Annotated in this window: 15 protein-coding genes and 1 pseudogene; 7 read left to right on the forward strand and 9 right to left on the reverse strand. The window is 39.2% G+C overall.

Annotated features, from left to right (window positions below; translation table 11 throughout):
- Positions 1 to 29 precede the first annotated feature (29 nt).
- From L6C30_RS03395 to L6C30_RS03405, 3 genes are all read right to left on the reverse strand, one after another.
- The gene (locus L6C30_RS03395) at positions 30 to 1058 is read right to left on the reverse strand and encodes a methionine synthase (RefSeq protein ID WP_070152464.1); all 1029 of its coding nucleotides are present in this window, start codon (positions 1056 to 1058) and stop codon (positions 30 to 32) included.
- 26 nt (positions 1059 to 1084) lie between these two features.
- On the reverse strand, positions 1085 to 2086 hold the full coding sequence (locus L6C30_RS03400) for a putative oxygenase MesX (RefSeq protein WP_236162332.1): 1002 nt from the start codon (positions 2084 to 2086) through the stop codon (positions 1085 to 1087).
- 504 nt (positions 2087 to 2590) lie between these two features.
- Positions 2591 to 2785: a heavy-metal-associated domain-containing protein gene (locus tag L6C30_RS03405; protein WP_019836376.1), complete on the reverse strand. Its 195-nt coding sequence runs from the start codon at positions 2783 to 2785 to the stop codon at positions 2591 to 2593.
- 158 nt (positions 2786 to 2943) lie between these two features.
- Here L6C30_RS03405 and L6C30_RS03410 point away from each other — a divergent pair, with 158 nt between their 5' ends.
- The 7 genes and pseudogenes from L6C30_RS03410 to L6C30_RS03440 all read left to right on the forward strand — a co-directional run bounded on the left by L6C30_RS03410 (position 2944) and on the right by L6C30_RS03440 (position 10925).
- Positions 2944 to 5415, forward strand: coding sequence for a heavy metal translocating P-type ATPase (locus tag L6C30_RS03410; RefSeq protein ID WP_236162331.1), 2472 nt, complete (start codon positions 2944 to 2946; stop codon positions 5413 to 5415).
- Positions 5416 to 5473: 58 nt separating this feature from the next.
- Complete coding sequence (gene cueR / locus L6C30_RS03415; protein WP_019836378.1) at positions 5474 to 5866, forward strand: Cu(I)-responsive transcriptional regulator; 393 nt, start codon at positions 5474 to 5476, stop codon at positions 5864 to 5866.
- 101 nt (positions 5867 to 5967) lie between these two features.
- Positions 5968 to 6173 (forward strand): annotated as a pseudogene (locus L6C30_RS03420) (IS5/IS1182 family transposase); the annotation flags it as partial.
- 104 nt (positions 6174 to 6277) lie between these two features.
- Positions 6278 to 6979 (forward strand): VIT family protein, encoded by a 702-nt coding sequence (locus L6C30_RS03425; RefSeq protein ID WP_236162330.1) that lies wholly within the window; start codon positions 6278 to 6280, stop codon positions 6977 to 6979.
- A gap of 241 nt (positions 6980 to 7220) precedes the next feature.
- On the forward strand, positions 7221 to 8942 hold the full coding sequence (locus L6C30_RS03430; RefSeq protein WP_070152483.1) for a phosphoethanolamine transferase: 1722 nt from the start codon (positions 7221 to 7223) through the stop codon (positions 8940 to 8942).
- Positions 8935 to 9612, forward strand: coding sequence for a response regulator transcription factor (locus tag L6C30_RS03435; protein ID WP_070152486.1), 678 nt, complete (start codon positions 8935 to 8937; stop codon positions 9610 to 9612). The genes L6C30_RS03430 and L6C30_RS03435 overlap by 8 nt, the downstream gene beginning before the upstream one ends.
- Entirely contained in the window at positions 9612 to 10925 is a 1314-nt protein-coding gene (locus L6C30_RS03440; RefSeq protein ID WP_236162329.1) for an ATP-binding protein, read from the forward strand. Before L6C30_RS03435 ends, L6C30_RS03440 begins: the two co-directional genes overlap by 1 nt.
- On the opposite strand, the gene L6C30_RS03445 is transcribed toward L6C30_RS03440, so the two are convergent.
- The 6 genes from L6C30_RS03445 to L6C30_RS03465 form a co-directional block, all read right to left on the reverse strand.
- Positions 10906 to 11619, reverse strand: coding sequence for a phosphatase PAP2 family protein (locus L6C30_RS03445; RefSeq protein WP_236162328.1), 714 nt, complete (start codon positions 11617 to 11619; stop codon positions 10906 to 10908). The genes L6C30_RS03440 and L6C30_RS03445 overlap by 20 nt on opposite strands.
- 58 nt (positions 11620 to 11677) lie before the next feature.
- A complete protein-coding gene (locus tag L6C30_RS03450; RefSeq protein ID WP_236162327.1) occupies positions 11678 to 12055 on the reverse strand; it encodes a diacylglycerol kinase in 378 nt (125 codons plus the stop codon).
- A 180-nt stretch (positions 12056 to 12235) separates the two neighbouring features.
- The gene (locus L6C30_RS03455; protein WP_236162326.1) at positions 12236 to 13366 is read right to left on the reverse strand and encodes a TIGR00341 family protein; all 1131 of its coding nucleotides are present in this window, start codon (positions 13364 to 13366) and stop codon (positions 12236 to 12238) included.
- Between the two features lie 42 nt (positions 13367 to 13408).
- Positions 13409 to 14983, reverse strand: a complete 1575-nt coding sequence (locus L6C30_RS03460) for a sensor domain-containing diguanylate cyclase (RefSeq protein WP_236162325.1) — start codon at positions 14981 to 14983, stop codon at positions 13409 to 13411.
- 507 nt (positions 14984 to 15490) lie between these two features.
- A complete protein-coding gene (locus L6C30_RS14905; RefSeq protein WP_268920004.1) occupies positions 15491 to 15613 on the reverse strand; it encodes a hypothetical protein in 123 nt (40 codons plus the stop codon).
- Positions 15614 to 16015: 402 nt separating this feature from the next.
- Positions 16016 to 16915, reverse strand: a complete 900-nt coding sequence (locus L6C30_RS03465) for a LysR family transcriptional regulator (protein WP_019837852.1) — start codon at positions 16913 to 16915, stop codon at positions 16016 to 16018.
- Between the last annotated feature and the right edge of the window lie 28 nt (positions 16916 to 16943).

Genomic DNA, 16943 nt, shown 5'->3' on the forward strand with positions numbered 1-16943 from the left:
GCTTGAATTCACTTCGCCTGATCGAACGCTTAACTAGATAATTCTTGGCGAATAATCTTCGTACCAGCAGCCAAAGCCTGTAACTTGCCTCGTGCAACCTGACGACTCAATGGTGCCATTCCACAGTTAGTCGATGGGTACAACTTGTCAGCATCGACAAATTGCAATGCTTTGCGCAATGTATCTGCAACTTCATCGGCTGTTTCAATCGTATTCGTTGCGACATCAATCGCACCCACCATCACCTTTTTACCACGGATAAGTTCAAGCAAATCCATCGGAACACGTGAGTTGTGACATTCGAGTGAGATAATATCCAAATTTGATTGCTGTAATTTTGGGAAAACTGCTTCGTATTGACGCCATTCTGAGCCGAGTGTTTTTTTCCAATCAGTATTGGCTTTAATGCCATAACCATAGCAAATATGCACGGCCGTTTCACATTTCAAACCTTCTAAAGCACGCTCTAATGTTGCCACGCCCCAGTCATTCACTTCATCAAAAAACACGTTAAACGCAGGTTCATCAAACTGAATGATATCTACTCCTGCAGCTTCAAGTTCACGTGCTTCCTGATTCAGGATTTTGGCAAATTCCCATGCCAACTTTTCACGGCTCTTGTAGTGTGCATCGTATAAAGTATCAATCATGGTCATAGGGCCAGGCAGCGCCCATTTAATAGGTTGATCTGTCAGTGAACGCAAGAATTTGGCATCTTCGACAAATACTGGTTTTTGCCGAGAAACTGCACCCACCACAGAAGGGACACTGGCATCATAACGATCACGAATTTTGACTGTTTCACGTTTCTCAAAATCGACACCTTCAAGGTGTTCAATAAAAGTGGTAACAAAATGCTGGCGGGTTTGTTCCCCATCACTCACAATATCAATCCCTGCTTGCTGTTGTTCATGCAGTGATAGACGTAGCGCATCTTGTTTTGCGTCCAGTAATTCTTGCCCTGTTAATTTCCAAGCCGACCAAAGCTTTTCAGGTTCTGCCAGCCACGAAGGTTTAGGTAAACTGCCAGCCGTTGATGTCGGTAATAAAATAGTCATTTTGAATCTTCTATCTGTATTTTAAGTTAAGCAACACGTTCTTGATTAGCAGCATGCGGCGGTACGAAATTAGCAGCCCATTGTTCAAGAATGTCTTGATAAGGCTTGATAAAGTTTTCTTCAGTCCATTTACCCTGCTTCACTGCCAACTGAGCACGCTCAACTCGGTCATACACAACTTGGGTCAATGAATAATCCTGATAATTCAAACTTGGCTGATAGACCTCGCCTGCAGGTGAGTTGGTGTTATAAATTTCAGGACGGTAAATTTTCTGGAAGCTTTCCATGGTGCTGATGGCACTGATCAGCTCAAAATCTGTGTAATCGCGCAGTAAATCACCAGAGAAATAGAACGCAAGCGGTGCATTGCTATTTTCAGGTTTGAAGTAACGCACGGTTAAACCCATTTTTTCAAAATAGTCATCGGTACGTGAATATTCATCATTTTTATATTCTGTACCTAAAACAGGATGTACATTGGTTGTGCGGTAATAGGTTTTCGTGGTGGATACGCTCAGGCAAATCACTGGTTGTTTTTGAAATTCGGCTTGAAACACTGCTGAACTGACCAAATGCTGATAAAGCTTACCGTGCAAATCGCCAAAACTTTCAGGCTTTTCATTCACTTTGCAGCCGAATGCAGGCAATACCACACTAAAGTCATAATCGCGGACATAAGAAGAAAAACTGTTACCAATCATGCCTTCAATGCGTTCATTTGTTTGATGATCTGTGATCGTACTTTTTAGCATTTCAATGAATGGGAAAGTTTTGCCGTTTCCTTCAATATCAATTTCTGCAGAAATGATGTCAATTTCAAGCGAATAACGATCACCTTTCGGGTTATCGCAAGATGCGAGCGAGTTAAAACGATTATTGATCATCGCTAAGGTTCTGCGTAAATTTTCCTGACGGCTTTCACCACGCGCTAAATTTGCAAAGTTAGTGGTTAAACGCGTGCTGTTAGCAGGTTCATAGTTTTCGTCAAAACGAATGCGTTTAATTGAACAGGTGAATGGCTTTGTCATGATGATCTACTACCCAAATTTAAAAATTTAAAATTTCTGAATGAGGGTATTTATACTGCAATGACAAAGTGAATAAAAATGATTTAACCTCAGTCCAAAGTGAATTTTATTCACCTTAGTTTAGATCATGCTGCAAAACATCTAAAAATAATGATTTTTTACTATAAATAAAATTTAAAAAATAAGACAAATACATTAATAACAATAAGTTAAAGCCAAAAAATATTTTTATAATGATAAGAATTGAATAATAGATTTTAGATGACAGTATATCTCCCATTCAGCAAGTTTCAGCCCTGAATGAATGAAACTCAGCTTGAAGTTAAAAAATCTCAGCTTTTGATTGGTATGGTTGAGCATCTTCGTGATCAAAATGTATGCATTGGATCATATTAAAAAACAACAAGCAAAAATTAGCAGGCAAAAAAATAGGTCAATTCGTCAGTTGACCAATTGACCTTAACTATAAGCGCACACCTTAGGGCATCATAGATGGTGCAATTTTTATTGAACTTGTGCAGGAAAACCATCTTCAGCCAATGCAGCCGTAATTTGATCTACGGTTGCAGTGCTTTCTACAGTCACAATTTTAGTTGCTAAATCGACTTCAACTTTTGCAGCAGGATCAACATCTTGAACCGTTGCAGTGACGCCACGTGCACAACCGCCACAAGTCATATTTTCAATCAATAGTTTCATTGCGAACTCCACACTTCTGCATTTGTTGAACTGTAGTTTAAAGCTTACCATGCTAGCAAGGTCAAGCTTATTCTGAGCAAGAATTTACTTGACCTTACCATCATGTCAATCTATATGCTAAGCACATCCCCAAAATGATCGAGATGATTGAGATGACCATGGACGCAAAACACCAAAATGCCTCTCTCTATCAGGAAACCTTGTCTATAGAAGGTATGACCTGTGCCTCATGTGTCGGGCGGGTCGAAAAAGCCTTAAAAAAAATTGATGGTGTAGAAAAAGCTGAAGTGAATCTTGCAACTGAAAAAGCACTGATTCACGCATCGCAACCTTTAGACCGTGCGCTGCTCATTAAGGCGGTGCAACGTGCAGGTTTTGATGTGCCAGCCATTCAACCAATAGAACTGTCTATTGATGGCATGACCTGTGCTTCGTGTGTGGCGCGTGTCGAAAAAGCCTTAAAGAAAGTGCCTGGTGTAGAACAAGCCAATGTCAATTTGGCGACTGAACGCGCATGGATTCAGCCGAATGCCGCTGTTTCTAGCCAAGACCTAATTCAAGCGATTAAAAAAGCAGGTTACGACGCCAAACTGCTGCAACACGACGCTAATGAACAAAACGATAAAAAGAATCTAGAACAGCAACAACTGAAACGTGATTTAGTGATTTCACTCATTTTAGCCTTGCCTGTATTTATTCTAGAAATGGGATCACACATGATTCCCGCCTTTCACATGTGGGTAATGCACAATATTGGACAACAACAAAGCTGGTGGATTCAATTTGCTTTAACAACATTGGTACTGCTTTTACCTGGACGTCGTTTTTATCAAAAAGGGATTCCTGCGCTGTTACGTTTTGCGCCTGATATGAACTCTTTGGTGGCTGTGGGAACTTTGGCTGCATACAGTTTTTCATTGGTGGCAACATTTATGCCACAGCTTTTACCCGAAGGCACAGTTCATGTTTATTATGAAGCTGCAGCAGTGATTGTCAGTTTGATTTTGCTGGGTCGTTATTTTGAAGCCAAAGCTAAAGGGCGCACCTCTCAGGCCATTCAGCATTTAATTGGCATGCAAGCCAAAACTGCCCGGATTCATCGGGATGGTCAAATTATGGAAGTACCTGTGGCAGAAGTGAGCTCCAATACCATTGTTGAAATCCGCCCGGGTGAGCGCATTCCTGTAGATGGTGAAGTGGTCGAAGGTCATAGTTATATAGATGAGTCGATGATTACGGGTGAACCTGCTCCTGTAGCCAAACAGGTCGGCAATCAAGTTGTGGGCGGCACCATCAACCAAAATGGCACACTGAATATTCGCGCTACTGCCATTGGTGAAGCCTCGGTGTTGGCGCAAATTATTCGCATGGTCGAGCAGGCGCAAGGTTCTAAATTGCCCATCCAAGCCTTGGTGGATCAAGTAACCATGTGGTTTGTACCTGCCGTGATGTTATTGGCTGCCCTGACTTTTATGGTCTGGTTTATTTTTGGCCCAGAACCTGCCCTAACCTTTGGTTTGGTCAATGCAGTCGCTGTGCTGATTATTGCCTGCCCATGTGCAATGGGTTTAGCCACACCCACTTCGATTATGGTGGGAACAGGTCGTGGCGCAGAAATGGGGGTGCTATTTCGTAAAGGCGAGGCTTTGCAGCTTTTGCAAGACGTCAAAGTGGTCGCGGTGGATAAAACAGGAACACTCACCGAAGGCAAACCAACATTAACCGATTTTCATGTGCAATCGGGTTTTGATGCAGATCAAGTCTTTGCACTTTTAGCATCAGTAGAAGCAAAGTCTGAGCATCCTATTGCATTGGCGATTGTGCAAGCTGCAACAGAAAAGCAATTTAGTTTACTGCCTGTGACCGAGTTTGACAGCATCACAGGTTCAGGCATTGAAGCACAAGTAGCTGGTCAGCATATTCAGATTGGTGCAGATCGTTATATGCAGCAAATTGGGCTAGATGTTAGCGCTTTTGATGCAGAAGCTGCGCGTTTAGGACAAGAAGGTAAAACGCCAATTTATATGGCGATTGATCAACAACTGGCAGCCATTGTAGCCGTTGCAGACCCGATTAAAGATACGACTTTTGCTGCAATCGCAGCCTTGCATCAACTGGGTTTAAAAGTGGCGATGATTACGGGTGATAACCGACATACGGCTCAGGCGATTGCTGAACGTTTACAGATTGATCATGTGGTGGCTGAGGTTTTACCCGAAGGCAAGGTTGATGTTGTACGTGAATTACAACAGCAATTTGGACGTGTGACTTTTGTGGGCGATGGTATTAATGATGCCCCTGCTTTGGCACAAGCCGATGTTGGGATTGCGATTGGTACAGGCACAGATGTTGCGATTGAAGCGGCCGAAGTGGTGTTGATGTCGGGCAATTTACAAGGTGTACCCAATGCAATTGCATTGAGTAAAGCCACCATCCGCAATATTCGTCAAAATCTATTTTGGGCATTTATTTATAATATTGCCTTGATTCCAATTGCTGCAGGCGTACTGTATCCCTTTGCAGGTATTTTGCTCTCGCCTATTTTTGCTGCGGGTGCGATGGCATTATCTTCAGTATTTGTATTGGGGAATGCGCTCCGCTTAAAATATTTCCAAGCAACACAGGTTTAAATGCAACCTACAAAGGGTTTAGAAGATTGTTCTATGCCCTTTTATGAGAAGAAGTCACATGAATATTGGTCAAGCCTCTAAGCTATCGGGTATTTCCAGCAAAATGATTCGTTATTATGAGCAAATTGGTTTGTTGGATAGCGCCAAACGCTCTGCTTCGGGTTATCGGATTTATTCTGAGCAAGATTTAAAAACTTTGTCTTTTATTAAACATGCGCGGGATTTGGGTTTTTCTTCTGAGCAAATGAAAGAATTGCTAGGTTTATGGAAAAATGCTGACCGACAAAGTGCAGAGGTGAAGCAGCTCACGCTTAAACATATTGAAACCTTAAAACAGAAGATTGCGCAATTACAGGAAATGGCGAATTGGCTACAAAGTTCTGCAGACCATTGCTCTGGCGATGAACAGGCAGATTGTGTGATTTTGAAGAATATTGAATTGGGCAAGTGAGAATTCAACCCAACATTTAATTTTAAATGGCTTTGGTGCACAAACTATCTCTAAGGCTTATTCCACAATATAATTTCCAAACGAATAAGCCTAAACCTTAAATTTATCCGACAACCCATTGGTCTTCCTATTACCGAGCACTCATTCATTGCGAAAATATTGCCATTTGGTTTGAGCCTGCTGCGTAATGCTATGCTCCATCAAAAGGGAAACAAGGGATAAACCAAACCTACTCCAAAGCTGCTTAATGATGAAATCATTATTCCGTCTTTCTTTACCTATGGTCATTGGCTTTGTACAAAACATCTTTTTCTGAAATAAAGCACCTATTTAGCCGATAATTTTTTTAGAATGATTTATGCTATATCACACATCAATCAATGAAAATTGAATAACAAGAGAATTTGATCTATGCCTCATTCTTACCACCTCGAAAAACATTATATTTCACGATCTGGATGGTTACGTGCTGCAGTTTTAGGGGCGAACGATGGAATCATTTCTGTGACGAGTTTGGTCGTTGGGATGGCAGCTAGTGGTGCATCTTCTCAAACATTGTTGATTACCTGTATTGCGGGTTTAATTTCGGGCGCTGCTTCTATGGCAGCGGGCGAATATATTTCGGTGAAATCTCAACAAGACATTGAAAAAAATGACCTTGCGATGGAAGCACGTGAATTAAAACTCAACCCAGAGCATGAGCTAAAAGAGCTCACCAATATTTATATGATTCGCGGTTTAGATGCCAAATTGGCAGAACAAGTGGCCATACAATTGACTGCTCACAATGCTTTAGATGCCCATGCCCGTGATGAAATTGGTATTTTAGAACACACCGCAGCGCGACCCTTTACCGCAGCATTTTCTTCGGCATTGGCATTTACCATAGGTTCATTATTCCCATTGGTGTCTATTTTACTCTTACCTGAGCATCTGTTAGATAAAGGTGTGATGTTGGTCGGTGTAATCAGCCTAGGTATTATGGGGGCGCTTGCCAGCTATGTCGGTGGTGCAAGTATGTGGAAAGGCGCATTGAGAGTCATGATTTGGGGTATTGTCGCCATGGTATTTAGTGCGTGGATTGGTTCAATGTTCCATGTTGCAGTGGCTTAAAACCTAGGAAATTCAGTATAAATCTCTGCCCTGTCTTTGAATAAAAATATATTCAGAGATAGGGGGAAACTTCAGAAATAAAGTGAATAAACAGGTTACTTATGCAAAGTTCACTTCTCTAAAATTTCTATCTTCAAAGTTATTCAAATAAAACTACGACAGATTCAGCCCGCAATTTTAAGTCAGTTTTAAGTTTCAAATTTTAGGCTAAAGCATCTTAAAGTCTTTTGAATCATTGACGATGTCTAAGCAGACCCAATCACCACTTGCTCCGTCTTTCTTGGCCCGACTGCGCGTTTGGCAAAAACCGATTTCTTTATTCTATTTCAATCTAATGCTTGCCCTATGGTTAGGCTTGGTATTGAACTATGGATTTTATGAGAAAATTAAACAATTCACACCTTATCAAGGAATTAAAGCCACTAACCTAGTGATCGCAACTGTGATCGTGATTGTGTCAGCATATCATCTGTTGCTGCAATGGCTGAACTGGCGTTGGAATGCCAAAATATTAGCAAGCATTTTGATTGTAGTTGGTGGATTCAGCGCTTATTTTGTCAATAGTTTAGGTGTAGTGATTACCGCAGACCAAATTCAGAATATGCTGCAAACCGATGTGCGTGAAGTACGTGATCTCTGGTCTGTACGTTTGGTGGTTTGGAGTGTGCTGTTTGTGCTACTGCCATTGGTTTTAGTGTGGTCTGTTAAAATTCAGCCGACTCATTTTGCTCGACAATTACTGCAAAAGACCTTGGGTAGTGTAGTTTCTATTGTGCTGATTTCGGGTTTATTGTTCTGTTTTTATGTCGATTATGCTGCAATCTTCCGTGAACATCGTGATTTAAAAGGCATGCTTTCGCCACAAAATGCGATTGCATCTGGTCTGTCCTATTATAAAAAGAAAGCTCCTAAACAGAATTTGCCGCTGCTGCGCTATGGTGAAGATGCGCATTTAATTCAACGTGCGCAAACAGGCACAGCACCCAAAATTATGCTGTTGGTGGTCGGTGAAACTGCACGTGCTGAAAGCTTCTCGCTGAATGGCTACGCAAAAAATACCAATCCAGAACTGTCTAAACTGCCTGTGATTAATTTCACTCAAGTCAACTCTTGTGGTACTGCCACGGCTGTTTCTGTGCCGTGCATGTTCTCGGGGATGCCACGCCAAAATTATGATGAACAACTTGCAAGTCACCGTGAAGGTTTACTGGATATTGCCCAGCGTGCAGGTTATCAAGTCACTTGGATTGATAACAATTCAGGCTGTAAAGGTGCTTGTGATCGGGTGCAGCAATATCAAATTCCTGCAGCGCTAAAACAAAAATGGTGTGATGCCAGCGGTGAATGTTTAGATGAAATTTTAGTGGATAGTTTACAGGCTTATCTTGCTCAACTTGACCCTAAAGACACGCGCTCACATTTAATTGTATTGCACCAAATGGGCAGTCATGGACCTGCTTATTTCAAACGCTCAACCGCAGCTTATCAACCTTTCCAACCCACGTGTAACAGCAATGCGATTCAGGGTTGCACTGCCGATGCCTTACGCAATAGCTATGACAATTCGATTGTCTATACCGACCATGTTTTAAGTCAGTTGATTCAAACTTTAGCGCAACAAAAGCACTATCAAACCGGATTTTGGTATTTGTCTGACCATGGTGAATCGACAGGTGAACATGGTTTATATTTGCACGGTGCGCCATATTCTATGGCGCCTACTCAACAGACCCATGTACCTATGCTGATGTGGTTTTCAGAAACCTGGCAACAACAAAATTCTGCGCAAGTGAATTGCTTAAAAGCACAACGTCAAGCAACATTGAGTCAGGATAATCTTTTCCCAAGTTTATTGGGCTTGCTGGATGTAAACAGCAAAGTAATTGACCCGAAAAATGATATGCTGAATCAATGTCATACTCCATATATCGCCCAACCGCAGCACGAGTCATCACATGCCTAAAATTTTAATCATCGAAGATGATTTTATGATTGCCGAATCGACCCAGACCTTGCTCAAGCTACAACAATTTGATGTTACTTGGGTGAATAACGGGATGGATGGCTTAAAGCAATTACAGCAACATGATATCCAGCTGGTGTTGCTGGACTTAGGCTTACCCATGATGGACGGCATGCAGGTATTAAAAAATATTCGCCAGTTACATCCACAATTGCCCGTGCTGATTATTTCAGCGCGTGATCAATTGCAACAACGGGTTGATGGTTTGAATCAGGGCGCAGATGATTATCTAATTAAGCCCTATGAGTTTGATGAATTACTGGCGCGAATTTATGCCCTACTCAGACGCAGCGGTACACAAAATCCAGTGAATAATACTGCGCATATTTTAAGTTATGGCGATTTAGTCTTAGATACCGAACAACATTTGGCAAAATTCAAAGGTGAATATATTGAACTGTCGAATCGTGAATGGGCAATTTTAATGGCTTTGCTCAGCCACCCAAATAAAATTTTCTCTAAAAATAATTTAGAAGATAAATTATATGATTTTGACAGTGAAGTCAGTAGCAACACTATTGAAGTCTATATTCACCATTTACGCGCCAAACTCGGTAAGGACTTTATTCGTACCATTCGTGGTTTAGGTTACCGTTTAGGGCAAATTTAATGCAATCCTATTCTTTGCAAAAACGTCTGATTGTTTATGTTTCTATCTTAAGTGTCATGTTGGGCTGCGTTTTGGTATTTGCAGCCTATCGAATTGCCCTAGAAGAGATCAATGAAATTTTAGATGCTCAAATGCAAAGTTTGGCAGAACGCATTGCAGCGAATCACCCAGAACCTACGCGAAGCCAAATCAATTTAGATCAAAAATATAGTGAAGAAGACTTATTTGTCGATATTTGGGCATATGCTGATGCAACACCACAATTACACCCTCAAGATGTATTACTACTACAGCCTGTAGAAAAACCGGGTTTTTATAGTCATCAAACTCAATCTGAATTGTGGCGTACTTATATTTTGCCGCAGGAAAATCTGCAAATTCAAATTAGCCAGCAAAACTCTGTGCGCCAATATTTAGCTTTAGAGTTAGCAGCAAATATGTTTATTCCCTATGCACTATTTTTACCCTTTGCATTATTGGCTTTAAGTTGGCTAATTCGCCATAATTTTCGACCTCTAAATGACTTTAAAAGTGAATTGGCACGTCGTAAAGCGCAGGATCTCAATCCAATTAGAATGCTGGATTATCCAGTTGAGCTTACACCCACTATTCAAGAAATGAATCAATTATTTACGCGAATTTCTGTCGCACAGCAGGAACAGCGCCAGTTCGTTGCCGATGCTGCACATGAATTACGTACCCCGCTCACTGCACTCAATTTACAAGTACAAATTCTATTGCAGCAATTTCCACATAGTGATGCCCTCAATAATTTAAGCCAAGGGGTTTTGCGTTTACAGCATTTGGTCAATCAGTTATTAAGCTTAGCCAAGCAAGATGCCTTAGATAGTCTCATTGAAAGCGATCAAACCCTCTCTTTAAATCAAATGACCATTGTCTGTGTGGAACAGCTCATTCAATTGGCATTGCAAAAAGATATTGATTTAGGTGTCGAACAACGCCAAGAGTTGAATATTCATGGGCAAAGTTCTGCTTTGCATTCCATTATTTATAATTTAATTGATAATGCGATTAAATATACGCCCAAACAAGGCGTGATTAATGTGACTATTTTTCAGCAAGAACAACATGCAATTTTGCAAATTGAAGACAGTGGTGCAGGCATTGACCCGGCACTGTTCAATCAAATTCGACAGCGTTTTTACCGTATTCACAACCATGCAGAAATTGGCAGCGGTTTAGGTTTATCTATTGTAGATAAAGCCACCCAACGCTTAGGTGCAAGTTTAGAGTTTTCTAAAAGTGCCAGTTTAGGTGGTTTATGTGTGCAGGTTAAATTTCCGATGCGTTAAGATCGGGTTTTAAGTTAGATTTTGATTGTGGCAATTTATGCGCCAAGAACGCATAAGCGACTACATTCAAACACCAAGTAATCCAGCCTGTCCAAAGATTATGACTGAAAAAATGTGCCCCGCGCATCATTTGCGCCCAGCCCATCCCCATGCCTAAAATGCAAGCCGCAATCAAGAAAAAATAAGCACGTTTAGGTTGAGCAACTCGATAAACAAAATATCCTACCAATAAAGCAAAACCACTTGAGGCATGCCCACCAGGAAAACAATGCCCTGCCGTTGCACTTAAATCCCACCAAACGCCGTCCGCTCTAGCCATACTCATATCCCACGGGCAAGCATGTGCCGACTGTGATTTAAGTATTGCAATCACACTGGTCGAAATCACCACCATCCAAAAGAAATAGCCAAACTCCCAACGACAAGCACGTAATTTTTGAAATCTGAAAGACAGCAACCAAGTCAGTAAATAACTCAGATATACCGCAATCAGGATATATTTGACATACCGATGATTTAATTCAGCCAATGCCCAGTCTTGTCGAAGTGGAAATTCTGCATGAGCATCCACGAAGGGTTGAATGAGGTGTAAATCTAGCCTGCCTGCAACGCTAAATAAATTAAGCAATATCAGCAAACTCAGAAGGAGTAAAATTGCTTGAAGAAGTAAAAATTTTGAATGCTGATGCCGCATGAGGAATACTCAACTCACTATCTATTTTAAAGTCTGTTTTATGCTTGTTTTTAAGGGATTAAGCAGGAATCAGGCATGCGCCCCAGGTCAATGCGATAATTGCCAAAGCAACAAATTGCGCTGCACTCCCCATATCTTTTGCATTTTTAGACAAGGGATGTTGCTCCATTGAAACACGATCGACCACGGCTTCAATAGCAGAGTTAATCAGTTCGACAATGATGGCAAGTAAACACACCACAATCATGAGCACTTGTTCAACACGACTGACAGGCATGAAAAAACTGAGCGGGATCAGCAGTAAATTAATCAGAATGATTTGCCGAAATGCCGCTTCATTTTGAAAGGCGGCTTTAAAGCCTGCCAAAGAATAGCCTGTGGCATTCAAAATCCGTTGTAAACCAGAAGTGCCTTTGTAAGGAGAGCGTGGAAGCATAGTGAATCTGATTTGAAATAAATCGGATGTTAAGTGGTTTAGCTTAAAATTGGCTTAACTATAACCTTTTGAGACTATTAAATTAAATCGGTGTAATATGTAACATTATGAGTGCCCTATTGAATAATAAGACTCCATCTAAAGTAAGCTGTAAATACCATCAATTTCTTATTGTTGAATCTAAGGTTGTATCAATTGCTCGGCTTCAACTTGCTTAATATCAAAATCAGGACTTTCTTTGGCTTGAATAATTTGCACAGGAATAAAGCGCACTTGAACCACACTTGGTTTTCCACGTGGGTCTTGTGCTAATTTTTGATTCAATGCAGAAATCTGTTGAGGTTTTGGCGCTATATCTCCACGCAAGACTACGCGAATTAAAGTCATCTCTTTACGCCGATCAAACTGCACCGTATCAATCAAATTATTATGTTGATTAAATTGACTTTCAATCAAGCTTTCTACCTGATGTTCATACATCTGTTTATTTAACATCATCATAAAGTTAAAGCTTAAATAGATACCCAGCGCAAAAAGTACTAAAAGACTCACGATATTTCTTTTAATAAATTCAATTACTGTGCTATTTACTTCTTCATCTGAACCGCGTCTAAAACCAGCTGCCCATAACACCAGTGAAGAACTAATTTGAATAGCAACAATATTGGTCAGTGCCAACAGCAGAGCATTTGCTGCATGTTTCCATTCCAGATGCGTAATTAATATGCCACTTGCAACCAGCGGCGGTACCAAAGCAGTCGCAACTGCAACGCCAACAACAGCCACAGACAGACGTGGTGAAACGGCTGCAAATGCCCCTGCTGCACCACCCGCAAGTGCAATCATTAAATCCATAATGGTAGGCTGAGTTCTAGACAGAATTTCATGGGTGATAGGTAAGTTAATATTGATAAGACCTAAAATGATGCCAATACTGACAATCATCGACACACCTAAAACTAAGGTTTTAAATGCTGTTTTAAAAAACAACCATCGATTATCAATAAATGCTAAAGCCATACCTGAAATAGGACCAAGCATCATCGCAACCAGCATTGCACCAATCACCACTGCAGCTGAATTAGACAATAAACCATAGCCTGCAATAATAGCTGCCAAAGCATTCATTATAAAAAAGGTTTTGCTTGGCAAGGCATCGGCCTGAATATTCAGCCGTACTTGTTTATGATCAATCTTTTTAGAGTTTTCGCGCTCCGCTTGTTTGTATTTCAGCTTTTCTTTCAGAAGTTCATATTTTTCTTGTTCAGGACTGTCTTCAACCACAATCGTTGGATCTTGATCTTTTTCCATCGCATGCCTCTGTGTTAGCTGAATAGGAATCTATCCAAATTCTCATGTAGCCGTAGACTTTGTGCAATTCCGCCCAGCATGTTTGGCTTCATACAATTTATTATCTGCAAGTTTAAGCACTTCAGAAATATCCTCTGCATCTTTAAACCAAAATGCGATACCAATTGAGATGGTAATTTCACCCATACCATTAATATTGGTTTGTTGCATGGTCGTTCTTAAACGCTCCGCAGCTTTATATGCCACACTTGGGTCGGCAGTCGTCATCAGCACTAAAAACTCTTCGCCCCCAGAACGGCAACAAATATCATGATCCCTAAAATTAGTTTGCATTATTTGGGCGAGCGTTTGCAGTACCATATCACCTTGATCATGCCCATAGTGATCATTAACTTTCTTAAAGAAATCAATATCAATAGACAATGCTGCAAACTCAGTTCGGGTTTTGACCAACTCATTTAAAAATAATTGCATCCCACGACGGTTATATAAACCTGTCAATGGATCAGTATTGACGTGATGCTTTAACTCCGCAATCCGATGACTAAAGGTTTCCGAACTCATTAATAATGAGGTTCTAAACTTTAAAACCTCGAAATACCATGGATCAATTTCTTTAATTTTATTTTCAATGTCCGCATGATTAAGCATACTTGCCATACGTGCCAGGCGGTTCAAAGGAGAAGAAATAAAGCTTGAGATATACCAAATCAATAAAAAAATAAAAAAGTTGAAAATGAAGATTCCAATCGATACTTTTGAAATCAGCGTATACGCTTGTGCAAGTAAATCCTCTGTGGGCTGCTGAGAAACTACAATCCAATTTACACTTGGAATATGTGCAAAACCTGCTAAATTATCTATACCTAAACTATTTTTTAAACGGATTGAGCCATTTTTATGCTGATTAATATAGTCTAAACCCGTATTGTTGATAATTTTTTCACCAATCCGCTTTTTATCTGGATGAAAAATAATACGATTATTTTGATCAATCACATACATATAACTTTTTTTATAATCATACTGTGTATTGAGCATGGTATTGATCAAGTTCTTCTTCTGTAAATAAATCGTACCACTGATCATGCCTAAATATTGATGTTTTGCATCATGAATAGGTTGTGACATCATGACAACTAAATTATTAGTTACTGACCAATAGGGAGATGAAATATAAGTTTTCTTTTTCTCAATAGATTCACTAATACCAACAGAACTATAAGCATGATTAAAATTAAGTTTTAATGTGTTAGGTGCATAAGCTAAAATATGTTTATTCTGCCTTAGCAATAAAACACTATTAAAATTATTGGATTGATTTTTTAAGCGTTGTACTTCTTCTTTTCTAACTTGTGTATTATAAAAATTTTTTTCTAATAAGCGTGCACTATAATCCAACTCTTGAATCATATCTGAAAAATGTTGATTGGCACTGGTGGCAATTTTTTCTGCATATTTTTCATTGATCGAAAGTGAATTTTGAATTAATTGTTGTTTAATTACATAATTTAAAATAAAAATACTTACGACAAATAAGCCTGATACACTTAAAATTGTGGAAATTAAAATAAGTTTACGCAGATCCAATCCGAGTCGTAGTAAAAAATGTTTCAACAGTTCCTACCCCAAAATTCAAAAACTGTGACAAGTATCTATTTTAACACATAATTTTACAACTCAATCACATATTTGAAAGCAATACAGTTGAATTTTAGTTGTGAATTTTTGATGTTCAATTGCACAAATTAGATAGTTCGTTTGTTGCTGACCACCAACTAAATCAGAAATATATCCTCTAAATACAATTTCTACCACACACTTCCTAAGAATGCACCGACTAATAACAAATAATGACAACTTGAATTTTTCGTTCTTATTTTTTGCTGAAAACCTTGTCTATTCGATAAATTTTTTGGGTCAATGACTCATAAAATTACAAAAAACTATTATCTTTTTTTGCTTTAAATTTACATAACCACTTAATAAATAGGTTTTTTCTTATATTTAAGCAATATTTTAATTTAAGCGGTTGCTCATTTTTAACAGTCTTTGTTGTGGACGCATTAGCATCAGGGCAAATTCCCATGATCATAACTCAACCTCAAACTCTACTCAGTACACCTATAGAATGCGCTGCTCAACAAACCCTTTATGTGCCAATACCTTGGTCTTATCCTGCACAAGCATAGTAACAAAAATTTCAATATTAAAACCTAAAATGGTCGCTGCGTCGATTTTAGTCATAAAATCAACTTAGCTTTCAGAATTCGCAATGTCATGATGCTACTCATCCACATTTTATTTTCCATCCTGATCAAAACATTAGCGTGCAAGGCAAATGCCTAAATATGGCATGAAAACAGAAACATGGTGATGCTGAAGTTATTGCTTATAACTTTAATGGACAAAGTAACCAAAATGGTATCTCGATGGTCAGTGTATTCGTAGTGCTGATACAAGCGAATGTTTAGACATTTATATGGAAAATAAAATGTATAGCTGTAATCTAAATCTTGGTCAGAAATTCAATTTTATTGCATTACAAATAAAAATCACTCAACCGATTAACTTAGTCTTTTATTTAAAGATGAGGGAATTAGCGAATGATGATTTAAAAACAATTTAAAAAAATTTAAACACCATTAATTAAGGATGCTGGCTAAACAAATCAAAAATTACTTTTCTTAACCACTGATGACAGGTTTGGTGATGACAAGACGTATGCCAATACTGTCGTACAGGATAAGTTGGAAAATTCAACGGCGCACTTACTACTTGTAAATTCCCACGTGCCAACAATACCTCACTTAAATAATAAGGTACTGTCGCAATCATATCGGTTTCTTGCACAATTAACCCAACGCCCAAATAACTTGGAATACTCATTAAAATATTACGTCTTAAACCGCGATTGCTTAATTCATTTTCAATATGGTAGTGACCTATACTGGTATCCACATCGACATGCGATTCACGAATATAAGCTTCAACATCTAAACTTTTTTCACAAATACGTGGATGATCTTTACGACTAATCACCACATAATATTGTAAAAATAATTGCTGCTGATAAAAACCCTGTTCTAATTCAGGTAAAAATCCAATCGCAAAATCAATTTCACCATTTGCCATTTGATAACTGGTTTCACGGGTAATAGGACGAATTTTAATCCGTACCGAAGGCGCATGTTTTTTTAAAAACTTTGTCAGTTTTGGCAATAGAACCAAATGCGAAACATCGGTCATTGCCAAGGTAAATAATTGATCGGAATGGGTCGGATCAAAATCGACTTTAAAGTTATTAACCGTTTCAATTTTATTAAGAATTTCACTAATCGGTGAAAAAATCTGTTTCGCCAACTCTGTTGGCAACATTTCATTGCCCACCCTTAAAAATAATGGGTCATTAAAATGCTGACGAATCTTATTTAAACAGTTACTAACCGCAGGCTGACTCATGCCCAACGCATCTGCGGCAGCAGACACATTTTTTAATTTGTACACATAATAAAAAATCTGTAGCAGTCTGCTATCTAACTTAAACATATCCATCTATCCTTAGAATCAGTTTCAC

It is taken from the genome of Acinetobacter sp. KAM396, assembly GCF_021602765.1.
GTDB classification, from domain to species: Bacteria; Pseudomonadota; Gammaproteobacteria; order Pseudomonadales; family Moraxellaceae; genus Acinetobacter; species Acinetobacter towneri_A.